27 protein-coding genes are annotated in these 23,040 nt (G+C 59.7%); 10 read left to right on the top strand and 17 right to left on the bottom strand.

Annotated features, from left to right (window positions below):
• Positions 1-58 precede the first annotated feature (58 nt).
• The 4 genes from QUE89_RS15165 to QUE89_RS15150 form a co-directional block, all read right to left on the bottom strand.
• A complete protein-coding gene (locus QUE89_RS15165; RefSeq protein ID WP_286220879.1) occupies positions 59-355 on the bottom strand; it encodes a cell division protein ZapA in 297 nt (98 codons plus the stop codon).
• Positions 355-561 (bottom strand): TIGR02449 family protein, encoded by a 207-nt coding sequence (locus QUE89_RS15160; RefSeq protein WP_041343222.1) that lies wholly within the window; start codon positions 559-561, stop codon positions 355-357. Before QUE89_RS15160 ends, QUE89_RS15165 begins: the two co-directional genes overlap by 1 nt.
• A 102-nt stretch (positions 562-663) precedes the next feature.
• The gene (locus tag QUE89_RS15155) at positions 664-1,938 is read right to left on the bottom strand and encodes an ABC transporter permease (protein ID WP_286220878.1); all 1,275 of its coding nucleotides are present in this window, start codon (positions 1,936-1,938) and stop codon (positions 664-666) included.
• Positions 1,935-2,651, bottom strand: coding sequence for an ABC transporter ATP-binding protein (locus tag QUE89_RS15150; RefSeq protein WP_286220877.1), 717 nt, complete (start codon positions 2,649-2,651; stop codon positions 1,935-1,937). The genes QUE89_RS15155 and QUE89_RS15150 overlap by 4 nt, the downstream gene beginning before the upstream one ends.
• A 225-nt stretch (positions 2,652-2,876) precedes the next feature.
• Here QUE89_RS15150 and QUE89_RS15145 point away from each other — a divergent pair, with 225 nt between their 5' ends.
• Positions 2,877-3,278, top strand: coding sequence for a DUF3299 domain-containing protein (locus QUE89_RS15145; RefSeq protein ID WP_286222920.1), 402 nt, complete (start codon positions 2,877-2,879; stop codon positions 3,276-3,278).
• A 2-nt stretch (positions 3,279-3,280) separates the two neighbouring features.
• Here QUE89_RS15145 and QUE89_RS15140 read toward each other — a convergent pair whose 3' ends face one another.
• Entirely contained in the window at positions 3,281-3,856 is a 576-nt protein-coding gene (locus tag QUE89_RS15140; RefSeq protein WP_286220876.1) for a ZrgA family zinc uptake protein, read from the bottom strand.
• 137 nt (positions 3,857-3,993) lie between these two features.
• Here QUE89_RS15140 and QUE89_RS15135 point away from each other — a divergent pair, with 137 nt between their 5' ends.
• Genes QUE89_RS15135 through QUE89_RS15115 form a run of 5 tightly spaced genes read left to right on the top strand, consistent with a single transcriptional unit; the run spans position 3,994 to position 9,408 of the window.
• Positions 3,994-4,593 (top strand): UPF0149 family protein, encoded by a 600-nt coding sequence (locus QUE89_RS15135; protein ID WP_286220875.1) that lies wholly within the window; start codon positions 3,994-3,996, stop codon positions 4,591-4,593.
• A gap of 26 nt (positions 4,594-4,619) precedes the next feature.
• The gene (gene pepP, locus QUE89_RS15130; protein ID WP_286220874.1) at positions 4,620-5,939 is read left to right on the top strand and encodes a Xaa-Pro aminopeptidase; all 1,320 of its coding nucleotides are present in this window, start codon (positions 4,620-4,622) and stop codon (positions 5,937-5,939) included.
• Positions 5,940-5,943: 4 nt separating this feature from the next.
• Positions 5,944-7,224, top strand: coding sequence for a 2-octaprenyl-6-methoxyphenyl hydroxylase (gene ubiH / locus QUE89_RS15125; RefSeq protein ID WP_286220873.1), 1,281 nt, complete (start codon positions 5,944-5,946; stop codon positions 7,222-7,224).
• Positions 7,217-8,440 (top strand): UbiH/UbiF/VisC/COQ6 family ubiquinone biosynthesis hydroxylase, encoded by a 1,224-nt coding sequence (locus QUE89_RS15120; RefSeq protein ID WP_286220872.1) that lies wholly within the window; start codon positions 7,217-7,219, stop codon positions 8,438-8,440. Before ubiH ends, QUE89_RS15120 begins: the two co-directional genes overlap by 8 nt.
• Positions 8,441-8,493: 53 nt before the next feature.
• Positions 8,494-9,408, top strand: a complete 915-nt coding sequence (locus tag QUE89_RS15115) for a DUF808 domain-containing protein (RefSeq protein ID WP_286220871.1) — start codon at positions 8,494-8,496, stop codon at positions 9,406-9,408.
• Position 9,409: 1 nt separating this feature from the next.
• Here the strand turns inward: QUE89_RS15115 and QUE89_RS15110 are convergent, their stop codons facing one another.
• The 9 genes from QUE89_RS15110 to ubiE all read right to left on the bottom strand — a co-directional run bounded on the left by QUE89_RS15110 (position 9,410) and on the right by ubiE (position 15,588).
• On the bottom strand, positions 9,410-10,129 hold the full coding sequence (locus QUE89_RS15110) for a 16S rRNA (uracil(1498)-N(3))-methyltransferase (RefSeq protein WP_286220870.1): 720 nt from the start codon (positions 10,127-10,129) through the stop codon (positions 9,410-9,412).
• Complete coding sequence (gene tatC / locus QUE89_RS15105) at positions 10,126-10,905, bottom strand: twin-arginine translocase subunit TatC (RefSeq protein ID WP_286220869.1); 780 nt, start codon at positions 10,903-10,905, stop codon at positions 10,126-10,128. Before tatC ends, QUE89_RS15110 begins: the two co-directional genes overlap by 4 nt.
• Entirely contained in the window at positions 10,902-11,378 is a 477-nt protein-coding gene (gene tatB / locus QUE89_RS15100; RefSeq protein WP_286220868.1) for a Sec-independent protein translocase protein TatB, read from the bottom strand. The genes tatC and tatB overlap by 4 nt, the downstream gene beginning before the upstream one ends.
• An 11-nt stretch (positions 11,379-11,389) precedes the next feature.
• Positions 11,390-11,626 carry a Sec-independent protein translocase subunit TatA gene (locus QUE89_RS15095; protein ID WP_286220867.1) on the bottom strand — a complete coding sequence of 79 codons (237 nt, stop codon included), beginning with the start codon at positions 11,624-11,626 and terminating at the stop codon, positions 11,390-11,392.
• Between the two features lie 89 nt (positions 11,627-11,715).
• Entirely contained in the window at positions 11,716-12,045 is a 330-nt protein-coding gene (locus QUE89_RS15090) for a phosphoribosyl-ATP diphosphatase (RefSeq protein WP_286220866.1), read from the bottom strand.
• Positions 12,046-12,057: 12 nt separating this feature from the next.
• Positions 12,058-12,474 carry a phosphoribosyl-AMP cyclohydrolase gene (gene hisI, locus QUE89_RS15085; RefSeq protein WP_286220865.1) on the bottom strand — a complete coding sequence of 139 codons (417 nt, stop codon included), beginning with the start codon at positions 12,472-12,474 and terminating at the stop codon, positions 12,058-12,060.
• Between the two features lie 41 nt (positions 12,475-12,515).
• On the bottom strand, positions 12,516-14,159 hold the full coding sequence (ubiB, locus tag QUE89_RS15080) for a ubiquinone biosynthesis regulatory protein kinase UbiB (protein WP_286220864.1): 1,644 nt from the start codon (positions 14,157-14,159) through the stop codon (positions 12,516-12,518).
• Positions 14,156-14,797 carry a ubiquinone biosynthesis accessory factor UbiJ gene (locus QUE89_RS15075; RefSeq protein WP_286220863.1) on the bottom strand — a complete coding sequence of 214 codons (642 nt, stop codon included), beginning with the start codon at positions 14,795-14,797 and terminating at the stop codon, positions 14,156-14,158. The genes ubiB and QUE89_RS15075 overlap by 4 nt, the downstream gene beginning before the upstream one ends.
• The gene (ubiE, locus tag QUE89_RS15070; protein WP_286220862.1) at positions 14,797-15,588 is read right to left on the bottom strand and encodes a bifunctional demethylmenaquinone methyltransferase/2-methoxy-6-polyprenyl-1,4-benzoquinol methylase UbiE; all 792 of its coding nucleotides are present in this window, start codon (positions 15,586-15,588) and stop codon (positions 14,797-14,799) included. Before ubiE ends, QUE89_RS15075 begins: the two co-directional genes overlap by 1 nt.
• A gap of 126 nt (positions 15,589-15,714) precedes the next feature.
• On the opposite strand from ubiE, the gene QUE89_RS15065 reads away from it, so the two are divergent.
• Positions 15,715-15,993 (top strand): polyhydroxyalkanoic acid system family protein, encoded by a 279-nt coding sequence (locus QUE89_RS15065; protein ID WP_286220861.1) that lies wholly within the window; start codon positions 15,715-15,717, stop codon positions 15,991-15,993.
• Between the two features lie 18 nt (positions 15,994-16,011).
• Here QUE89_RS15065 and QUE89_RS15060 read toward each other — a convergent pair whose 3' ends face one another.
• Together QUE89_RS15060 and QUE89_RS15055 are read right to left on the bottom strand one after the other, a co-directional pair.
• A complete protein-coding gene (locus QUE89_RS15060) occupies positions 16,012-16,761 on the bottom strand; it encodes a DUF8198 family protein (protein WP_286220860.1) in 750 nt (249 codons plus the stop codon).
• A 72-nt stretch (positions 16,762-16,833) separates the two neighbouring features.
• Positions 16,834-17,757, bottom strand: coding sequence for an alpha/beta hydrolase (locus QUE89_RS15055; protein WP_286220859.1), 924 nt, complete (start codon positions 17,755-17,757; stop codon positions 16,834-16,836).
• Between the two features lie 337 nt (positions 17,758-18,094).
• On the opposite strand from QUE89_RS15055, the gene QUE89_RS15050 reads away from it, so the two are divergent.
• Both QUE89_RS15050 and QUE89_RS15045 read left to right on the top strand, forming a co-directional pair.
• Positions 18,095-19,504 carry a WS/DGAT domain-containing protein gene (locus QUE89_RS15050; RefSeq protein WP_286220858.1) on the top strand — a complete coding sequence of 470 codons (1,410 nt, stop codon included), beginning with the start codon at positions 18,095-18,097 and terminating at the stop codon, positions 19,502-19,504.
• A 109-nt stretch (positions 19,505-19,613) separates the two neighbouring features.
• A complete protein-coding gene (locus tag QUE89_RS15045; protein WP_286220857.1) occupies positions 19,614-20,483 on the top strand; it encodes a bile acid:sodium symporter family protein in 870 nt (289 codons plus the stop codon).
• A gap of 18 nt (positions 20,484-20,501) precedes the next feature.
• Here the strand turns inward: QUE89_RS15045 and QUE89_RS15040 are convergent, their stop codons facing one another.
• Positions 20,502-21,425, bottom strand: coding sequence for a DMT family transporter (locus tag QUE89_RS15040; RefSeq protein ID WP_286220856.1), 924 nt, complete (start codon positions 21,423-21,425; stop codon positions 20,502-20,504).
• Between the two features lie 256 nt (positions 21,426-21,681).
• Between QUE89_RS15040 and QUE89_RS15035 the strand changes: the two genes are divergently transcribed.
• Positions 21,682-22,788, top strand: coding sequence for a porin (locus QUE89_RS15035; RefSeq protein ID WP_286220855.1), 1,107 nt, complete (start codon positions 21,682-21,684; stop codon positions 22,786-22,788).
• The last annotated feature ends 252 nt before the right edge of the window (positions 22,789-23,040 follow it).

Here is a 23,040-nt window from a genome sequence, read left to right as displayed (position 1 = left end):
CTGCCGGGGCCGATTGCAACACCTGTTTCGGAAACCCTTACCAAAATTTACGCAGTGGTTACTGTCCGGACGAATCGCCCAGAGCATTGTTCAGCTTGCTGTCCATCGCCTTCAGAACGGAGCTGGTAGTATCAGACATGGTGTCTCGCTCAAGCAGTTCATGGGTGATGTTCAGGGCAGCCATGACCGCAATGCGTTCGGTGCCGAACACCTTCCCGCTGGCGCGAATCTCCCGCATTTTGCTATCGAGATGACGGGCAGCACGGGTCAGAGCGTCACGCTCTTCGTCAGGGCAAGCAACCAGATACTCCTTATCGAGAATCTTTACCTCAGCGGTGGTGGACTGCTTCGACATCAGTGGTGCTCCAGTGCCCGCAGGCGACCAATCATGGCTTCGATCTTGTTTTTCGCAAGATCATTCTTGTGCATTAACTGGGCCCGTTCCCGGTTCCAGTCATCCTGCAGCTCCCGCAGCGTGGTGTTGTCCCGCTCCAGTTTCTGACAGCGCTCGATCAGCTTATCGAGCTTGTCCGCTAATGCCTGTACTTCGGACTGTTCCATCGCGTGCCCAGCATTGGTTGTTTTCATTGCAGGTAACTATAAGTGCGGACGCTAAGTCGGTCAATTTACAGGGATGTCATTACACCCCGGTGTTGACGCCAGTCACGGTTCAGCCACCTCACCCAACCCCAGTGAGCGGCTTTGCTTCCAGGTCCGGATGCCCGGAATCAGGGCTACCAGCAATGCGGCCATGGGCACTGAAGCCAGCAGGCCCCATTCCACTGCACTCAACGGGCGGAGCTGAATCTGCAGGCCATAGCTGGCCTGAAGCCAGGGCGCCAGTGCCGTTACCGCCACCGCTCCGATCAGCAGCGCCAGGATACAGGCGACAAGGGCCAGGACAACGGCTTCGATTACGTAGAGCAGGCCGACCAGTCCGGGCGATGCGCCAATTGCGCGCAGTACCGCAATTTCGTGGGAGCGTTGAGCCTGCAGTGTCAGCAGCACGGCCGCCAGTCCCAGTAGGCTGATAACCACCACAAAGCCGGTAATGCCGATTAAGGCCCGCTCAAATTGGCGCATGAGTCTCCACAATTCGCTCAGGGCAACTCCGGGCAAGATGGCCGATAAAGGTTCACTGGTGTTCTCATTGAGCTCGCGTTGAACCTGAAAGGTGAGGATCTTGCGTTCGAGTCCGGCAAAGGCAGCCGTTATTGCGCTCGGGGTGAAGTCGCGCTGCTCCGCCTCTTCCGGCGTCAGGGTGCGACCGGGAATGGCCACCCCGGATTCCCAGCCAACGTGCATGGCTTCCATGCCCGAAAGGCTGATGTAAACCGCCTGGTCCACAGGGGTTCCGGTGCTTTCTAGAATCCCAGTAACATGGAAGGGGGTGTCGTCGTGATTGGAAAAGCTGGTTCGGCCACCGCCGTGGGACAGTACGATACTGTCGCCCACGGCATGGTCGAATTTCTCGGCTACATTGGCCCCCAGGACGACATCGAACACACTGTCAAACCAGCGACCCTGCGCAAGCTGCAACGACTGGCCGCGGCCGTACTGGAACCGTTCAAGAAAGTTGTCGTTGGTGCCGATGACCCGGGAGCCCCGGTAGGTGTCCCCGAGTGATATGGGGATCAACCAATCGATTCGCTCGTCCGCTTCCAGTTCCTGAAAAGTAGACCAGCGAATGTTGTTGGTGGGATCCCCCAAGTGGAACACCGTGTACAGCAGCAGATTCAGCTGCCCGCTGCGGGCGCCGATGATGAGGTCGGTGTCGCTAACAGTGCTGGTGAACGATTCCTTAACTTCAGTACGGAGGTACTGGATGCCCAACAACAGCGTTACGCTGAGGGTGAGGGTCAGGCAGACCAGTGCCAGGACCCGGCGGCGGTGCCACAAGCTGGCGCCCGCCAGAGAAAGTGCCAGGCGAGTGCTCATGATGCAGCTCCCTCCAGTTCCACCTGGTGGTCAAAGTGTTGGGCCAGGGCGCGGTCGTGACTGACAAACACTACCGAGGTATTGCGGGCTTCGGCCAGCGTCAGTAGAAGATCCAGAAACCGGTCCCGGTTGTCGCTGTCGAGGGCTGAGGTGGGCTCATCTGCAAGAATCAGACTCGGGCCTCCTATCAATGCCCGGGCGGCGGCGATGCGCTGTTGCTGGCCGATGCTCAGTTGGGTCACTTTTCGGTGCCAGCAGCTCTGGGGAATGGCCAGTGCAGTTAACAGTCTGTGGGCTTCGTGGATCGGCTCAGGGTCCGTAGCATCCCGGCGTTGTGCCGACAGGCGGCATGGCAGGGTGACATTGGCTTCGGCGGTGAGGTAGGGAACAAGGTTGAACTGCTGGAAAATCACGCCAATGTGATTGGCTCTGAATCGATCCCTCTGGCCGGCACCAAGTCGGTCCAGCTGGCTGCCCAGGATGCGCACGGTGCCGGCGTCAGGCGTGAGCATGCCAGACAGCAGGCTCAGCAGTGTGCTCTTGCCACTGCCACTGGCTCCTCGAAGAAACAGGTGTTGGCCCAGTGGCAGACTCAGGTCTGGAAAGGTCAGAGTCGGTTGTTCCGGCCCCCATTGATAGCTGAGATCGGCAGTTGCCAACGCCCGGATGGGGTGTTGTTCGTTCAGATCGATTAATTCCGTCGTACTAGCCATGTAGCTCGTCTGGTGTCCGGTGTATGATTGCCGAAATCCCGTGCCCCGTTTTCTGGAGACCGCGTTCTGATGTTTTGTCTTCCCCGATTTGCTCTCTGCCCATTCGTTTTTAGGACACTCTCTCAAACGCTCCGCCGTGGCTTCGTGTGCGCTGCGTTGTTTGTCGTCCTTGGGCAGTCGCTCTCTGTCCACGCCGAGCCCCGGGAGCTGGACTGGCTGGAGTTGATGCCGGCTGAGGATCTGGCCCTGCTGGAAAATATGCCAGAAGTAGAGCATGAGGGCGATGGCCCGGCACTGCTACCGGACGAGATCATGACCGGTCGTGTTGTGCCGGAGATGTCCGATGTCGATGCGCGAATTCCCGGTTTCGTCGTGCCTCTGAAGACCACCCAGGATATGGAAATCCTTGAGTTTTTTCTGGTTCCCTACTACGGAGCCTGTATCCATGTGCCGCCACCACCGCCCAATCAGATCATCCACGTAAAGTATCACGAGGGCTTCAAGCTGGAAGCCCTGTACGACCCGGTCTGGATTGAAGGAACGCTGGTCATCGAGCGCACCGAGAATGACCTGGGTACCTCATCGTACTCGATCGTTGCGAAGTCCGTGGAGCCTTATGAGCAGTAAGTTCAGGGTTTAAGGCTAAATTCCGTAATGCCCTGCTCCAGGCGCAGGGCGCCTTGACCCTCAGGCCCGGCCCATTCGATATCCAGATCTTCGATGGCCGGAAACTGCTCGCTCAGCGACGTGACCAACTGGCTGTCATGGGCCAGGTCCGGGCAAATCAGGGTCTGGAAAGCTTCAATGTCGGTGTGAGTGACCTCCCCACTTTCGTGGTGTTCGTGTTCATGATCGCCATGCTCCTCATGATGAGCATCATCGCCATCGTCGCCCGCAAAAGCGTAGTGAACTTCGCTGGTCTGAATGCTGCAGGATCCGCTCACGGTATTGATAAGTGGGGTTTCCGTTAGCCATGTAAGCGCTGACTCTACGGCTTCCTGTTCTGCTTCCGTGCGGGGTTCGTGCTCGAATCCCAGTAAATTATGGGCGGGTGATAAGGCCATCAGTTCAACCAGTTGGCCGTCCATAGCGAGTTGCAGTTCTGCTTGACCGTGCTGATGGGCATTCAGATTTTCGGCGGATGCGGTCAGGGCGCTCAGCAGTAGCACTGGTAGTGGCAGTAGGCGGGTTGTGGTGGAGAGCATGGCGTGGTCTCTTATCTGAATTGATATGTTATAACATTTTGTCCGGTTGCGCCGGGATTGGCAATGGAAAAGTGTCTTGGATGCGCCTGAATGCTAGGATAGAAACTTCATTCAACAACACAGGAATGGCACGGTTCATGTCCGAAACCGATACCTCCGGTGCTGCCCGCGCCGCTGAATTCGAGCGCTGGGCCAACGTATTTACCGCTCACAAGGCGTTCAGTCATCCGTCCGAGCTGCACGGTGTGCTCTGTGGTCGGCTGGCGGCCGGCTCACGTATTGACGAGCCGGAATGGCTGAATATGGTGTGTGAGCACATGGGGCTGCCCGAAAACGCGGCCGATGATTCCGAAGATCTGGCGCCATTCATGAATAAGGCGTATGACCAGACGCTGTCGCACTTGAAATCGACCGACATGAGTTTCCATCCTTTGCTGCCGGACGATGATTACGCTATCGAGCAGCGTCTGGAGGCCCTGGTGGCCTGGGTCCGTGGTTTCCTTGAGGGCATGGCACTGACTGCCGGTGAAGCCCTCGGGCAGGCACCCGATGAAATCCGCGAACTGATCGAAGACATGGTCGCGATCAGTCAACTCGCGGATGACGAAGAGGCCAGCGACGAGAGCGAGCAACAGCTGCTGGAAATTACCGAATATATCCGGCTGGGGGCGCTGGCGGTCTTCACCGAGTTCAACGAACCAGAGCGACCGGCTTCGCCATCGCCGACCCTGCACTAAGCAGATCAATCATTGCGGGAGAGTTTATGTCGTCCCTGATACCCGTTAAGGAATTTGCCGAGCGCCGTCGCAAGCTGATGGAGCGCATGGCCCCTGAGAGCATTGCGATCATTCCGGCAGCTCCGGAGCGAGTGCGCAATCGCGACGTGCTGCACCCGTTCCGCCAGGACAGTGATTTTCAGTACCTGACTGGCTTTGGCGAGCCTGAGGCCGTACTGGCGCTGATTCCCGGTCGAGAGCATGGCGAGTCCGTACTGTTCTGCAAGGAACGCAATCCCGAGAAAGAGCTTTGGGATGGCTTTCTGGTAGGCCCAGAGGGGGCTATCGAGCGCTATGGCCTGGACGATGCGTTCCCGATTTCCGACATCGACGACATCCTGCCGGGCATGATCGAAGGCCGCAGCCGGGTCTACTACCCGCTGGGCAAAGACCAGCACTTTGACGGCAAGGTGATGGAGTGGGTCAAGACCATTCGCAGCAAGGTCCGCACCGGAGCCCACCCGCCGGGCGAATTCGTGTCGCTGGAGCATTTCCTTCACGACCTGCGTCTGTTCAAGAGCGCCAATGAAATCAAGGTGATGGCCAAGGCTGCCGAGATCAGTGCGGAGGCGCATTGCCGTGCCATGAAACGTGCACGTCGAGGCGGCAATGAGTACAACCTGGAGGCGGAGCTGATCCACACCTTTATGGATCACGGTGCCCGCTCCACGGCTTACCCGTCCATCGTCGGTGGCGGCGCCAATGGCTGCATCCTCCACTACATCGAAAACAGTGCACCGCTTAATGACGGCGATCTGGTGTTGATCGATGCCGGCTGCGAGTACGATTGCTACGCCTCGGACATTACCCGCACCTTCCCGGTCAGCGGTACTTTTAGTCCGGAACAGCGCGCTCTGTACGAGGTAGTGTTGTCAGCCCAGTACGCAGCGATTGACGCGGTGCGTCCGGGTAACCACTGGAACCATCCTCACGAGGCGGCCCTCCGGGTGCTGACCCAGGGACTGATTGACCTCGGCCTGTTGTCAGGATCCCTGGATGACGCCATTGCGGCGGAAGCCTACAAACCCTTCTTCATGCATCGCACCGGACATTGGCTCGGGCTGGATGTGCACGATGTGGGTGACTACAAAGTGGGAGATGCCTGGCGTCTGCTGGAGCCGGGCATGGCATTGACGGTGGAGCCGGGGCTGTACATTGCACCGGACAACACCAGCGTCGATGAAAAATGGCGCGGCATCGGCATCCGTATCGAAGACGATGTGGTGGTCACCAAGGACGGCTGCCGGGTGCTGACCGACGGCGTTCCCAAGACCATCCCTGACATTGAAGCCCTGATGGCGGACTAAGCCAGTGAGCCAATTCGACACCGATCTGATCATTGCCGGCGGCGGCCTGGCCGGGGCGACCCTGGCCCTGGCGCTGGCCCGCGCGGTTCCCAGCCTGCGGGTGACGGTGGTCGAGGCCTTTCCGCTGTCGGCCGATGCGCTACCCGAAGACTACCAGCCCAGCTACGATGCCCGCTCCACCGCCCTGGCGTGGGGCTCACGGCTGATCTTCGAGGAGCTCGGGCTGTGGCGCCGGTTGTCTGAACATGCCACGCCGATTCGGCACATCCACGTGTCGGACCGGGGTCGCTTTGGTGCCACCCGCCTGAATGCCGACGAACATCAGCAGGATGCCCTGGGCTACGTGGCGGACAACCGCTGGATGGGGCTCTGCCTGATGCGCGAGTTGCTTGAGACCAATGTGCAGTGGCAGGCGCCCACGGAAGTGGTCGACATGACACCGATTGCAGCTGGTGTGGACGTTGCCCTTAAAACCGGTGACGACAGCCACCGAATGACTGCCCAGTGCCTGGTGGTCGCGGATGGTGGCCGGTCCGGTTTGCGGGAGCGACTCGGATTTCAGGTGCGCCATCGCAGTTATGGCCAGAACGCCCTCATCGCCAACGTATCCACCAGCGAAAGCCATCAGTTCAGCGCCTTCGAACGCTTCACCGATGAAGGTCCAATGGCGCTGCTGCCCCATGGCGGGGCCAACCGGGCCGGCCAACAATCGGCGCTGGTCTGGACGCTGGGCGATGAAATGCTGGAACAGGTGCTTGCACTGCACGATGCCGATAAATGCCAGCGACTGCAGGAGCGGTTTGGCTGGCGTCTGGGTCGCTTCACTCGCATTGGTGAATGCAGCCACTACCCGCTAACGCTGTCTACCGTGGATGAGCCAGTGCGACCCGGCGTCGCGCTGGTAGGTAACGCCGCCCACGCATTGCACCCGGTGGCCGGGCAAGGCTTTAACCTGGCGTTGCGAGGTTTGATGACGCTGGTGGAGCAATTCCGACTGGCGGTGGAGCAGGGTCAGTCCCTTGGGGATCTGCAGGTTCTTAGCCGCTACCAGCAGCTACACCGGCAGGACTGGCAACAGACCGCCCAGTTCTCCGACTCGTTGATCCGTCTGTTTGGTCCCTCCCTGACACCGCTGGCTGTTGCTCGCGATGCGGGGCTGGTGGGGCTTGACCTGGTGCCCGGGGCGAAACGCTGGTTCGCGCGTAAGGCCATGGGGCTGGGCGGTCGCCGGGCAGTGATCCACAAACCGAAGACCGGTGCCGGAGAGCCCGCAAGCCATGACTGAATTCCGTGCCTTTGACATCCTGGTGGTCGGTGGCGGCATGACCGGTTCGGCCCTCGCCCTTGGCCTGTCCCGTCAGGGCTGGCAGGTGGGGCTGATCGAGGGTAGTGAACGGGCGACGCTGCTGAAGCAACCCGAACCCGCCGACAGCGTGGCTGAATTCGAGCCTCGGGTCAGCGCCATTTCCCGAGCCAGCCAGCAGTTGCTGGAGAGCCTGGGAGTCTGGCAAGCGGCGATGTCCGGGCGCCATTGCCCCTACCAGAAAATGACTGTGTGGGATGGCGATGGCACCGGCCGTATCCATTTTGATGCCGCCGACTTGCAGGCTAGGGACCTGGGCACGATTATCGAGAACCGCGGCCTGGTGCGGGCGCTGTTCCAGGCCCTGGAAGACAGCAGCGTAGAGTTGATTGATGGCGTGAAGGTGACCGGTTGGTGGCAGGACGGCAACCAGCGTGGCGTCGAACTGGCGGACGGACAGCAATTGGGCGCCCGGTTGGTGGTGGCGGCCGACGGTGCCAACTCCCGGTTGCGTCAGTGGGTCGGGTTACCGGTACGGGAATGGGATTACGACCAGCAGGCCATCGTCTGCACCGTGCGCACCGCCCAGAGTCACCGTTTTACCGCCTGGCAGCGGTTTTCGCCCACCGGTCCGCTGGCATTCCTGCCGTTACGGCCGGAATCGGGCGACGAGCATTTCTGTTCCATCGTCTGGTCCCAGGATACTGACGAGGCCAGACGACTGATGGCGCTGGATGATGCTGACTTTGCAGCAGAGCTGGAACTCGCCATTGAGCGGGAGCTAGGGGCGGTGCAGGCCGTTTCGCGCCGTTACGCCTTTCCGCTGCGCCAGCGTCATGCCAAGGATTACATCGCGACCGGATTTGCCCTGGTGGGCGATGCAGCCCACACCATTCACCCGCTGGCGGGCCAGGGCGCCAATCTTGGCTTCGCCGATGTCCGGGCCCTGCTGGACGAGCTGTCCCGGGCCCAGCGCGCGGGCCTCAGTCCGGCCGAGGAGCTGGTTCTGGCGCGGTATCAGCGTCGCCGCAAGGCTGAAAACCTGGCCATGATGGCGGCCATGGAAGGGTTTAAACAGTTATTTGCCCGCGATGAGCTACCGCTGAGATGGCTACGAAACACCGGCATGCGCTGGCTCGACGGTCTTGGCCCGATCAAGCACCGGCTGGCTGCGGAAGCGATGGGCCTGACTCGCTGACACTTGTTCTCCAATAACGTCTTCTCCCAATAACCCGCTAAGGACAACCAATCATGGCAGGAAGCAGCCTTCTCGCCCTTCTCGATGACATCGCCACCATCCTGGACGATGTCGCCCTGATGACTAAAACCGCCACCAAGAAAACCGCCGGTGTATTGGGCGACGATCTCGCGCTCAACGCGCAACAGGTCACCGGTGTGAAGCCCGCGCGCGAGCTGCCGGTGGTGTGGGCGGTGGCCAAAGGCTCGATGCTGAACAAGGTGATCCTGGTGCCAGCCGCGCTGGCCATCAGCTTCTTCGTGCCCTGGTTGGTGGTGCCACTGTTGATGCTGGGCGGTGCGTTTCTGTGTTTCGAAGGTTTTGAAAAGCTGGCGCACAAGTTTTTGCACCGGCAAGAGGCCGAAGCGCATAAGCAGGAACTGCACGAAGCCCTGAAAAATCCAGACGTCGATTTGAAGGCGGTGGAGCAAGACAAGATCAAAGGCGCTATCAGAACCGATTTCATCCTGTCGGCGGAAATCATCGCGATTACCCTGGGCACGGTGGCTGGCGCGAGTATTGGCATGCAGTTTCTGGTGCTGGCGGTGGTGGCGATTATGATTACGGTGGTGGTTTACGGACTGGTCGCCGGCATCGTGAAGCTCGACGACGGCGGGCTCTACCTGAGCCAGCAGGACAACGAGGCGTTGCAGAAAGTGGGGCGGGGAATTCTCTGGTTGGCACCCCACATGATGAAGACCCTGTCGATCGTGGGCACCATTGCCATGTTTCTGGTTGGTGGTGGCATTCTGACTCACGGCTTGCCGCCGGTCTACGAGGCCGTCCACCACTTTGCAGAGGGCCTTGGCGGTGTGCCGGAGCTCATTGTGCCGACCCTTGCTGACGGTGTGTTTGGCGTGATTGCCGGTGCCTTACTGGTGGCGGTGATTACCCCGCTACAGAAGCTTTGGGCGGCGCGCTCGGCCTGAATTAACCACAGGCATCGAACAGGCGGCTGACCAGCACCGGCACGGCCGTCTCCACCCGCAGAATGCGTGGCCCCAGGTGCACCGGGTCACAGCCGGCTTCCTCGAGTTTACCCACCTCGTAAGGGGTAAAGCCGCCTTCAGGCCCAATGCACAGGGCAGTAGGCTGGTCCATGTGGGTAGGGCAGGGTTGATCCGTGCCCGGGTGGGCCACCAGGGCGCGCTTGCCAGCCAAGAGGGCGGGCAGCTCATCTTCCACGAACGGTTTGAACAGCTTGCGGATGTGCACCTGGGGCATCACCGTATCCCGGGCCTGCTCCAGCCCCAGCGTCAGGTTCTCGCGCAGGTTGTCATCGGACAGCCACGGCGTTTGCCAGAAGCTTTTCTCCACCTTGTAGCTGTTAATCAGCCAGATGTCCTTCACCCCCAGGGTCGCGCACGTTTGCAGCACCCGGCGAAACATCTTGGGGCGGGGCATGGCGAGCACCAGGGTCAGTGGCAGGGCGGGCGGTGGCACCTGATCAAACGATACCCGCAATTCGGCTTCGGTCTCGGTCAGACGGAGCACCTCACCGGTACCAATGTCACCGTTGACCCGACCGACGGGAATGCAATCACCGGTTTCAACCCGGATCACCGAATGCAGGTGCTGCAGCCGGCGCCCGGTCAGTGTCACCCGGTTTTCCGCGGTGAAATCCTCATCAAACAGCAGTGCCAGGTTCATTCGCCAGCGGGCTCGTCGGTCTCGGCCACTTCCCGCTTCGCCAGTCGGCCAAAGATGATGCCTACCTCAAACAGGATCCACATGGGGACGGCCAGCAGGGTTTGGGAGATGATGTCCGGCGGGGTCAGCAGCATACCGATGATGAAGCAGCCCACCACCACGTAGGGGCGTTTGGCGGCCAGATCGGCTGGCGTGGTCGCGCCGGTAAGAATCAGCAGCACGGTGGCGATGGGGATTTCAAAGGCGACCCCAAAGGCGAAGAACATCTTTAAAACGAAATTCAGATAGCTGCTGATGTCCGGCAGTTCAACGATACCTTCCGGCCCAATGGCGGTGAAGAAGCCGAAAACCAGCGGAAACACCACATAGTAGGCAAAGGCAGCACCGGCGTAGAACAGCAGCACCGAGGTGAACAGCAGGGGAAACGCCAGCCGTTTCTCGTGGGCATACAGGCCCGGCGCGACGAAACTCCAGAGCTGGTACAGGATGATGGGAATGGCAGCAAAGACCGCCAATACCAGGGCCAGCTTCAGGGGCGCAAAAAACGGGGAGGTCACGTCGGTGGCTATCATGGTTTGCCCGATCGGCAGCAGCGAACGGATCGGTTCCGACAGCCACAGGTACAGATCGTTGGCAAACGGGTAGATGGCGGCAAAGCAGATGACTACAGCCAGCACCATCTTCAACAGGCGGTTACGCAGCTCCAGCAAATGCTCAATCAGAGGCATTTCCTGGTGTTCGGGGGAAGTAGGGTTGCCGTCTGGCTGGGACGTCATGAACGGTCATCCGATGATGCATGCCCCGAGCGGGGCTGATCGGTGCCCTCGGGCTCGGTGCCAGGAGTGGGTTCGTGTTCAGGTGCCGCTGCGGACTCGACCGATGGCGTCGGCTCATCGCTGTTTTCCGGCGTTTTCGTGGCCACGCGCCGGGTCGCCGGCGCCGGGCGTGAGCTTTGATGGTCACTGTTCGGCATGATCATGTGTTCGTAACGCTTGGCATCGTCGAGCGCGCCGCGCACAGTCTTCTGGACGTCTTCGAGCCCCACATCACCGGCTTTGCGCAGTTCTTCCCGTAACTCTTCGGCCTTTAGCTGGCGATCCAGCTCCGAGGTGAACTGGCTGACCATGCGCCGGGCACCGCCAATCCACCGCCCGGCAGCTCGGGCAGCAGTGGGCAGGCGCTCGGGGCCGAGCACTAACAGAGCAATGACGCCGCAGATCAGCAGCTCAAGAAAGCCAATATCGAACATTCAGCCTGGTCTCAGCTGTGGGACTTGTCCCGTGGCTTTTCTTCGGATTTGGCCGGCTGGCCCTTCGCGTCGGTATCTTCTTCCAGGGAGTCCGGGTCAGCGGCCTTGCTGTCCTCATCGTTCATGGACTTCTTGAAGCCGCGGATAGCGCCGCCCAGGTCGGTGCCGATGTTGCGCAGTTTCTTGGTCCCGAACAACAGAATCACGATACCGAGTACGATAAGAAGCTGCCAGATACTGATACCCATGGTGGGGTCCTCGTTTTAAGTTGTCGCTACACAGTAGTGTACGTTAACAGATCGGATTGACGTTAATCTGCCGATTAGCCTGTCATCCCTTATTGGTCCCGGGAGGCTTTCTCTTCCAATCCGGAGAGGTCAAAACGCCGGGCCAGTTCGTCCAGAATCTCTTTTGGGCCAAGGCCTAACCGGGACAGCATCACCAGGCTGTGAAACCACAGGTCCGCAGTCTCGTAGACTACGTTCGAGGTGTCGCCCGAGTGCTCCGCGTCTTTCGCGGCCAGCAGGGTCTCGGTGCATTCCTCACCGACTTTTTCCAGAATCTTGTTGAGGCCCTTGGCATGCAGGCTGGCCACGTAAGACGTGTCCGGATCGGCCTGTTTGCGCGCTTCCAGTACCTGCGCCAGTTGTTGCAATACATCACTCACTGTCGGTACTCCTTATTGGCTGCCGTAGATGGCGTCGGGGTCCTTGATCACCGGATCAACGCTGACCCACTGACCGTCTTTCAGGCTGCGATAAAAGCAACTGCGTCGGCCGGTGTGACAGGCAATGCCGCCTTTCTGCTCCACCATCAGCACGATAACATCCTCATCGCAATCCAGCCGGATATCCTTGATGACCTGCTGGTGGCCAGAGCTCTCGCCCTTGCGCCAGAGTTTGCCGCGGGAGCGGGACCAATACACTGCCTGGCCCTCCAGGGCAGTCAGGCGCAGTGATTCCCGATTCATCCAGGCCATCATCAGGATATCGCCAGTGGCAGCATCCTGGGCGATGGCAGGCACCAGACCGTCGGCGGTCCAGCGGATGACATCCAGCCAGTCAGGGTTGTCGACATTATCGGGGAAATCTTTCATTTTTGTGAATCCTGAATTCTCATTGCTGAATCGATGATCGGTTAGCGGCTGCCACGCAGCACCAGGCCGCCCGCGCCTGCCAGCAGTACCCAGCTCCAGATCGGCACATCGGCGACCCAGGCCTGGGCCTCTGGTTGGGTGCCCAGCACTGCCACGGCGATTAGCACAACGGCGGTCAGGCCGCGTCGCCAGCGGCGTTCCGCGCGCCGTTGCTGTTCCTGAAGCAGCTCCAGTGTAGCCTGATTCTGTTGTTCGGTGGGGCCGGACTGGCGCAGCTGCAGCAGGGCATCGTGCACCAGTTGTGGCATCTCAGGGGACTGCTCCAGCCATGAGGGCAGGTGCGTTTGCAGTGACTTGATCAGTCCGGACGGGCCTATCCGGCGGCGCATCCAGCTTTCAAGGTACGGTTGCGCGGTGCTCCACAGATCCAGCTCGGGGTAAAGCTGGCGTCCCAGGCCCTCCACGTTCAGCAGTGTCTTCTGCAGAAGGACCAGCTGGGGCTGCACTTCCATATTGAAGCGGCGTGCAGTCTGGAACAGGCGCAGCAGGAAGTGACCAAAGGAAATGTCTTTTAGTGGCTTCTCGAAGATGGGTTCGCACACAGTACGGATGGCAGCTTCGAACTCGTTGACCCGGGTGTCCGGCGGCACCCAGCCGGACTGAACGTGCAATTCGGCGACCTGACGGTAGTCACGGCGGAAAAACGCCAGCAGGTTGCGCGCCAAATAGCTCTGGTCGTCTGGTGCCAGGGTGCCAACAATCCCAAAATCGATGGCAATGTACTTCGGATCGGCCGGGTTGCTGACGTCCACAAAGATGTTGCCGGGATGCATGTCGGCGTGGAAGAAACTGTCCCGAAAGACCTGGGTGAAGAAGATTTCCACGCCTTTTTCGGCCAGCACCTTCATGTTCACGCCGGCCGCTTTCAGGGCCGCCACGTCGGCAATAGGGATGCCGTGGATGCGTTCCATCACCAGTACTGACTTGCGGGTGTAGTCCCAGTCAATGAAGGGGATGTAAATCAGTGACGAGTTGTCGAAATTACGGCGCAGCTGGCTGGCGTTGGCGGCCTCGCGCTGCAGGTCCAGCTCGTCGTGAATGGTGGAGTCGTAGTCTTCGACCACCTCCACCGGGTGCAGGCGCCGGCCTTCAGACCAGTATTTCTCCAGCAGTCCGGCCATCAGGTACATCAGGGCCAGATCCTGGCGAATAACCCGTTCGATACCCGGGCGCAGAACCTTCACCACTACCTTCTTGCCATTGGGCAGGGTGGCACCATGCACCTGGGCCACGGAGGCTGAGGCAATCGGATCCGGCGTGAAGTCCTGGAACAGCTCCGCTACCGGGGCGCCAAGCGAGGACTCGATGATGCTGCGGGCAACGTCACTGGGGAAGGGAGGAACCCGATCTTGCAGGTTTTTCAGGGACTCGGCCATGTCGTCCGGCAGCAGGTCGCGCCTCGTCGACAGGATCTGGCCGAACTTAACGAACACCGGTCCCAGTTCCTCCAGCGCCAAGCGCAGTCGGTCGCCCCGGTCTAATTTCGGTTTGGGAAACAGGTGCCAGGGCGCGAGCAGGAAAAACACCTTCAGCGGTGCCGGCAACTCCGCCAGGGGCAAAAACGTATCCAGCCGGTATCGGCAGAACACCCAGGCGATTCGGATCAGTCGTTGCAGGCGGGTCACGGGGTCTCCGGTTCGTCAGTAGGGGCGCGGTTGCCAATCTGGTCGATGCGCGCGGCAAGGCGTTCAGTGCGGAGGTTGAGTTCGTCGATGTCCGCGAACGTGGCTTCCAGTTCTCGCCGGCCGGGGAGGGCACGGCTTTCCTCGTGCACGTATTCCTCGATATTGGCGTTCAGCGCCTGAAACGCATTGCGGCTCCACTTCACGGCACCGCGAACCCGTTGGCCCAGGAAATGTGCGGGCACCTCACCGATGTGTCGGGCCATGGCCGCTTCCCAGTCCGGGTTGAGCTGGTCCAGGGCACGTTGCAACTGGTGGGCCAGCGCGGTATCGCCCTCCACCTGCAACCGGCCATCGCTGAAGACGCGATCATCACCGAGTGCCAGTGCCGCCAGGGCAATGGGCTTGCCCTGAATTTCCAGCCCCGGGGTTTCCGGTAGCTGGCTGCTGACCTGAACCCGACTGCCCGTGGTGTGCAGAGTGTAGGCCAGCGGCAGTGGCGCGGTGATGGTCACCCGGACCGGTGCATTCAATGCGGTCAGCAGTGCCCGACGGCCTGCCGGATCAAGTTCCAGGGCCTGGTTCAGCGCGCCTTCGATGATGGCGGTGACCGCGGCGAGCAGGGTCGGCCCGGGAAACATCAGGGCTTGATTCCCACGTGCAGGGCAACAATGCCGCCGGTCATGTTGTAGTACTTGCAGCCTACCAGACCGGCGTTTTCCATCATGCCCTTCAGGGTGTCCTGATCGGGATGCATGCGGATGGATTCTGCCAGGTACTTGTAGCTCTCACTGTCGCCGGCAATTAATTGACCCATCAGCGGCAGGGCGGTAAACGAGTAGGTGTCGTAGGCTTTGCTCAGCAGCGGGTTAGTGGGCTTGGAGAACTCGAGAATCATGAGCTTGCCGCCGGGCTTGAGAGTCCGGGCCATGTCGCGCAGCGCCTGATCCTTGTCGGTGACGTTTCGCAGACCAAAGGCAATAGAGACGGCATTGAAGCTGTTGTCAGGAAACGGCAAGTGTTCGGCGTCGGCCTGAACGTATTCGATGTTGCCCGCGTAGCCGCGATCCACCAGCCGGCCACGGCCGACTTTCAGCATGGATGCGTTGATATCGGCCAGCACCACCTTGCCGGACGGGCCTACCAGGTCGGAAAACTTCATGGTGAGATCGCCGGTGCCGCCAGCAATGTCGAGCACCTGGTGCCCCGGACGCACGCCCGAGAGCTCGATGGTGAAGCGCTTCCAAAGGCGGTGAATGCCCATGGACATCAGGTCGTTCATGAGGTCGTATTTGCCAGCTACGCTGTGGAATACGTCAGCCACCTGGCTCGCTTTCTGGCTCTTGGGTACGTCCCGAAAACCGAAATGGGTGACGTCATCCTGGCCCTGGCTTTTCTGGGCCTGATTGGCCGGCGTTTGCTGCTCGCTCATGAGAGAAATCCTGTCTGAATCTGAACCTCGTATTCTAACCGCTGGCGGGGTCGCTACAAGGGTGGCGGCGAGTTTAATAGCGCCCTAAACTATAAAACCTTCCATTTTCCAAGAGAAAACTGATTTATGTCCGTTATTGATGTACGCCGTCCGCACACACTGGACAAAGAACACGCTCGGGAAGCTGCTGAAAATTTGGCGAAAGATCTGTCCGAACAGTTCGACGTGAACTACCAGTGGGATGGGGATCTGCTCCGCTTCAAGCGCAGCGGTGTTAAAGGTCAACTCGAAATCGGTCATGCCGAGCTGCACATCCATCTTGAACTCGGCATGATGCTCCGCCCGTTCAAATCCCGGATCGAACAGGAAATCAATTCCCAGCTGGACCAGATGCTGAAGGCCTGAACCCTGAGTAGTCGGGGTTCAGAGGTCGGCCGGTAGCCGGAACGGCTCCGGATGACCGGCAAGGATGTTATTCATCACCCGCTGTTCCCGGCTCACCAGTCGCTCAATCAGTGATTCGACATCATCCATGGCGCGAAAGGCCGTATAGCCCCGGTGCATGAACCCGTGCAGGTCGGTGAGTCCGGCCATGTCGGCCGGTGCCCTGCTCATGGAAAGCAGCCAACCGAGGGTCCGGTTTCGCACGTAGCGATCCAGCTGCAGGCCAACATCCTCGATCAGCGCCAGCTGGCGCTCACGCAGCGGCAGCTGTTGGCTCTTGCGAAAGACTTCGCAGTACTGGGTCTCGGTCAGGTTACTGGCCGGGGTCTGTGCATCATGCAGCTGTTCGGCCAGCTCCAGATCCAGCTGCTGGGTGATCAGGTTCAGCTCCACCAGGCCCGCCAGGGTGCCCAGAAGGTGGTCCGGTAGCCATTTCACCATTTTCGGAAATACCCGATCGATGTTGTCGTCCCGGCCGGTCATGGCGGAAGGGGCGTACAGATCAGACAGCAGAAACTCCAGGCCAGTGTGATAGCCCGGGTGCTGGTACAGATCCAGATGGGTGGTTTTCAGCCGTTGCGCCTGCCAGTCGGCGACCTCGATGGTATCGGCCAGCATCGGATGCGCGGCCTTGTACCGGCGGAAATCGTGATATTCCAGCAACAGATGACGAAGCAGGCGCGCATTGTCGGTGCTGACTTTGGTGGCGACCAGGCGCTCGCGGTACATGGGAAACGGGCTCCGTTTAACTAGCCGTGGGGCAGAGGCGAGGTAGTTTAACGAAGGTTCGCCCGCAGGACACTAGCCCTGGGCAGCTTCCGGTAGGGATTCGAGACCGGGTAGCCATTCCTTGCTGTCGAGGGTGATGAAGTGACTTGGCGCCTCGGTTTCGATAATGCGCATGGTGGTCGGGCTGTGACGGGCACTGGCGAGCATGGCAGTGCGGTCGAGAATGCGATCCACGGCAGGGATCAGAAAGGTGCCGTGGCGGATGTTGTTGTACACACTGGTGTCCGTGCGCTCCATCCAGTCCATGATGTTCTCGATGTTGCGAACAATGGTCAGGTGGTCCTTGGTGGCTGAGAACAGATTGCTCAGAAGCTGTTTCTTGCGCGGGTTCATCTTGCCAAAGAAGGTCTGGCCATAGGCAGAAGAGGGCGCGGAGTTGATCAGGCGAATCAGCCAGGGCCACATTCCGTGGCTGACTGGTTCCAGCAGCGTGGTTACCAGGGCATGAATCTTGGCCTGGGGCAGCACCGGCGCTTCCAGCACCACTTCCACATCCTCATACAACTCCGGCCACTGATTCATCGCCTCCAGGATCACCGCTCCGCCCCGGGAGTGCCCGTGGATACGAATGCTCTGCGTGGTCGGAAGATTGGCAAGCGCCTGGTTCAGGATGCAGGCATCGTACTCAATGGTGCCTTCGAGGTGCTTGATCGGCACTTCCCAGTGGGGTGTTTCCGGGGTCACGCCGTTTACAGGAATGTGGTAGTTGCTGCAGGTCAGCAGGATCAATTCGGTGGTGGGAGCCTCGTAGGCCTGCGTGAAGTAACAATGGTTTTCCAGGAATCCGTGAACACCGACAACGGTTGCCTGGGCTTTGCCACTGTGATTGCGCACTGAAACAGCGCCCTTGCCAACGCGATACACGCTTCCGGAAAACATCTCTGAGTAAGCATTTTCGATGGGCTTGATCAGTTTGCGAACATGGCTCGCTTTCATTGTTACTCTCCCGACCAGCGTAATTATTGGCCTGTTATTAGTCTTGGACGCTGTTGGAACCTCAGTATTACAGTCTGTTGTACCCCGAACTCGAGTTGTTTGTATTGGCACAGTTAACAGTATCTACGCTTGTCTGGGGCCAATCGATGACTCTTTAGTGGTATTTGGTAACGATTGACCCGGAATTTAGCCAACGTTTAGGCCAAAAGGTCGTCAACTGGTAACCATCTGTAATCTTGTGCATGACACCGTCGATGGAGACGTTGCAACTTGTCTGGCACAATGCGGAGTTCGGTTTTTACGTAGCTTCATCCATTTTCCCCAGGGACGGCCAGGTTTGAGTCACGAGCAATCGCATCTTCTTTTGCCTGCGGATTCGGCGTGGCTGGCTCTGGAACGGTCGGAAAACCCGATGACCATCACGGTCATGATGCGGGTGGACGGCCTCACTGCACCGCGATTGCGGGAATTTCTGCAGGTGTACTGGCTGGCCTGGGAGCGCTTTCGGTTCATGCCCGTTCAGCGCTCGCCCGGCTGGTGGTGGGAGCAGGACCCGATGTTCGATCTCAAGCACCATCTGGATGTGGTGCTCGACCGGTTCAGCCCCGACGACCTCCAGGAGTGGGTGTCGGCGCGTCTGAATCAGCCTCTTCCCTTGTACCGCCCGCGTTGGAAATTCTGGCTAGCCCCCAATGCCGAGGGCGGCGCCGCGCTCCTCCTCCGCCTGCATCACTGTTATGCCGATGGCTTGTCCTTGTTGGGCATTTTCGATCGGCTATGCCCGCCATCGCCACAGCAGCATCCTGCGTTGTACGGCGCGGCTGAAACTCCACAGTTGGCTCGTTGGAGTGTTGCCGCCAAGGCCTGGCTGGAGCGGCTGATTGCGAGCGAAACCGCGACCCGTGGTGAGGTTAGTGACGCCGAGTCGGAAGCCCCGGCAACGGACCGGATGCAGCAGGCAGGGCGATCGCTGGAGCGTGTGGCCTCCAGTGGCCTGAGGCTGCTGAATGAGGTCAGCGAATTCCTGGTTGAGCCGGCGGATACGCCCTCCGATCTCAAGCGGCCATTGCTGGGCCGGCGCCAGTGTCGCTGGTCGGAACCGGTGGCTCTGGCACGCTTCCGTTCAGTGGCGGATGCCACCAATGTCACCATTAATGATGTCCTGCTCAGTTGTGTTGCCTCGGCGGTTCGCAGTCGGCTCGGAATCGAGGCCGACGAACTGGACGATGCCGTGCTGCACGCGGCAGTGCCGGTGGATATCCGGTCGAGATTGCCGGCCGACCTGCAACCGGAGTCCGGCTCCCTCGGTAACTATTTTGGCACGGTGTTCGTGCCCCTGCCGGTGGACGGTGAGAGTCCGCTGGAGCGACTGTATCGGATCAAACATGAAACCCGGCGGCTGAAAAAAAGCTGGCAGCCGGGTATCGCCTGGGGGCTGGCGGCCAGCGCTTCGGCGATTCCAGAGCCCTGGCGGCAGCCGGTCGCCGATGTGTTCTACCGCAAGGCCAGCGCAGTGGTATCTAACGTTCCGGGCACACCGGAACCCCGCTACATGGCCGGCTGCCGCATTACCGAACAAATGTTCTGGGTGCCGCAGGCCGGCGATATCGGCCTGGGCGTCAGCATTGTCAGCTACGCCGGCCAGATCCAGTTCGGGGTGGTTGCCGACGAGGCGATCATGGCCGATCCCGGTGAGTTCCTGGCCGATTGTCTACAAGAGCTCCAGCGCTTCCCGAACGGACATTGACCCCCGAGGCCAATTGTCAAAAAGTTTACATTCTGGGGCAGGTCTTTCGATTAGACTCCGGATGTCATGCCGTCGGGCCCGACCAACAACAATAACGAGGAGTCTCAACGTGGAGACCAGTCCGCTAATTTCGATCGGCCTGCCGATTTCACTGTTTATCATTATGGTGGGCATTGGCCTCACGCTGACTCTTCGGGATTTTGGCCAGGTTACGCGCAACCCCCGCAGCGTCGTGGTCGGTACCTTTGCCCAGATCTTGTTGATGCCCCTGGTGGCCTTTGCCATTGCGCCACTCCTTGGCCTGGCGCCGGCCCTGGCGGTTGGCCTGGTTATCATCGCTGCCTGTCCGGGTGGAACCACTTCGAATCTGTTCGTGCTGCTGGCCCGTGGCCACATTGCGCTGTCGATCCTGCTGACGGTGTCTGCCAGCCTGATTACCATCATCACCCTGCCGTTTTTCACCAATTACGCCCTGCAGATGTACTTCGGAGAGGCCGCGAACATCTCGCTGCCGGTGGGCAAGACCATTGCCATGCTGGTGGTGATCGTGCTGCTGCCCGTGGCCCTGGGTATGTTCATCCGGACCAAGGCACCGGCGAAGGCGCAGAAAGCCGAGGGCATGGTTAGCATCTTTGGCGGATTTGTCCTGCTGCTGCTAATCATCGCCCTGCTGTGGGGTTCCCGGGAGCGCTTGCCGGAGTTGTTGGCCCAGGCCGGACCAGCGGCGTTCCTGTTGAATCTGGCCGGAATCGTGATTGGGTTGGGGCTGAGCCGGCTGGCGGGTCTCTCTCAGCGGGAGTCCCTGGCCATTGCTGTGGAGTTGGGCATCAAGAACGGCACGATCGCCCTGATGGTGACGCTGACCTTGCTGGAATCCAGCGAGATGTCGATACCAGCAGTGGTCTACAGCGTGCTGATGTATGGCTTCGGCTGCATTCTGATTGCTATGGGCCGCCGCCTGGTGCCGGTGCACCAGTAAACGGTCATCTCGATTGGGCTAGGGTCTTGCGGCAACGACGCGGGACCAGAGCCGGCCATCAATAGCAGACAGCCCCAGCGCAATCAGTCCCAAGCCCGCGAGCTGGGTCACCGTGATTGACTCGTTCAGGAACAGAATCCCCAGCAGGATCGCCGACCCGGGTACCAGTAGAGTGACCAGCAGCAGGTTGGTGGCCCCGGCCGTTTCCAGCAGTTTGAAATAGATGATGTAAGCCAGGGACGTTGAGAACAGCGCCAGTCCCAGGATGGCACCCCAGCTTTGAGCACTCGCCGTACTGAGCGCCTGCGCCCCCTCAAGGCTCATGGCGATCGGCATCATGATCAGGCCCGAGGCCGTGACCTGGCCCGCGGCGGTCAGAATCGGATGAACCCCCAGGGCCTTGAAGCGCCGGCCATACACCCCGCCAAACGCATAGGACATCGCCGCGCCGAGAATCGCCAGCTGTGGCAGCCAGGGCGTGGGCTCGGACGAAGCCGGCAACCCAATCATCACCACCACACCCAGAAACCCAATCACCACACCCAGCACCTTGAGCGGCGTGGCGCGTTCGTCTGTCAGCAGGCAGGTGGCTACCACCACGGTAAACAGCGGTGTGGTGGCATTCAGGATGGACGCCAGGCCCGAGGCAATCTGGGTCTGGCCCCAGACGATCAGTGAAAAAGGAATGGCGTTGTTGATGGTGCCCATGCTCAGGAATGCCAGCCAAACCTGCCACTGCCTGGGCGGGCGTAAGCCCAGGATCAGCACCACGCACCAGAGCCCAACCGCGGCCAACGATACCCGAAGGGCCACAATGGTCAGTGGGGGCAGGTCCTGAACCGCAACGCCGACAAAGAAGAACGAGCCACCCCATAGCAGCGACAGCACCAACAGCAGTGTCCATTCCCGCATTCCCATGGTCAGACTGATTGGAGATGTCACGATATGCGCTGCCTTATCAATGAATTGGAACGACCAAGGCTAGACGGCATTCACCGGTTCCGCCATCCGATTCTTGCGAGGTTGTACTGCCAAAGTGGCAAATCGCGCCCCTCCCAAATGAGCAGGTAATCGACTCCCTTGTGTTATTTCCCCTTGGTTGTGCTTCTCCGACTATGGAAATCGGGCGTCAGATCGCGCTCCGGGGCTAGAGCTTCGCGGCCCTGATCCCAGATTTCCAACAACAACCGGGGGAATTATGAACAACAACAATATCCGAAAATCAGCTCTGGCATTGGCCGTGGCAGTGGCCTTGGGAGCCAGTGCTGGCGCCCAGGCAGCCATTGAAGTTTATAACGAAGACGGCACCAGTTTTTCTGTGGATGGTTATTTCAACGCCTTCTATGTGAATCGGGATGACAAGCTGGCGGATACCCGCAATTCAGACGTGAAGATGGGCTTTCTGCCGAACACCATCGGCTTCAACTTCAGCAAGGAAATGGGCGAGCTTACACTGGGGGGGCGTTCTTCATTCTGGAGCACGATCAATGACAGCCTGCAGTCGCCAACAGATACTGCCATCGATGTGCGTCAGCTGTATGCCACCGTGGACGGATCTTTTGGTCAGGTGCTGATTGGTAAAGACTTCGGTCTTTATTCCCGCTCCAACATCTTTCAGGACGAGATCCTGATGGGTTTTGGTTCTCCGGGTGCTGCAACCGGGGTGTCGTTCGGCAACATCCGGACCGGTTACCCTTACCCCAATCCCTCGGCGCAAATTACCTATCGATCTCCGGACATGGGCGGCTTAAACGTGGCGGTGGGAATTTTCGAGCCGGCCAATACCACGCCCGGGCCTGGTTCTGAACAATCGGCGCCCAGGCTTGAGGCTGAAGTCACCTACAGTGCTGATCTCAATGGTGTCAGTTTGACTGGCTGGCTCAATGGTCGCTCCCAGAAGTCTGAAAACGACACCAGTTCGGTGGATTCGACAGGGCTGGGCTATGGCCTACGGGCGTCAGCGGCCGGATTTTCGCTCAGTGGCTCCGGGTTCACTTCTGAGGGTGACGTGCCGGTCCTGATCAGTGACACGGCAGCGCCGATTTCCGAGGAGGACGCCGATGGTTTCCTGGTTCAGGGTTCCTATACCCTTGGTGCCAATCGCCTGGTTCTGTCCTATGGCGAGACTGATTCCGATCAGGCCGACTATGAGACTGAAAATACCTCGGTGGCGGTGTTCCACAGCGTGAACAGCAACCTAAAGCTGGTGGCGGAATACAACATGTTCGAGCAATCCACCAAGTCCACCGGTGCTGATGCGGCCGATATCGATACTCTGGCACTGGGAGCGGTCGTGATGTTTTGAATCGGCTCTCACAGGCGCAGCTCTCCAAAGGCCGGAACGGATGTTGGCTTATGGGGGGCTGCCGGAGTACGACTTAAGTGTCGTTTTACCCGCACTACAGCCGGTAGTGTCAGCTGCAGTCGATCAGGAGGGTAATTTTATCAATGGCTTACCACAGTTTCGGCGCGCCAATAAAAAGCACGGAAGTTGCATTGGCAGGTTGTCCGGATTCCGTAGAATCGGATCAAAGACTTCGACCTATGGATCCGATGA

Origin of the sequence: Marinobacter sp. LA51, from assembly GCF_030297175.1 — a bacterium.
GTDB classification, from domain to species: domain Bacteria; phylum Pseudomonadota; class Gammaproteobacteria; order Pseudomonadales; family Oleiphilaceae; genus Marinobacter; species Marinobacter apostichopi.
Note: the sequence above shows the minus strand (reverse complement) of the source record. Positions and strands in the feature narration are given on the sequence as shown.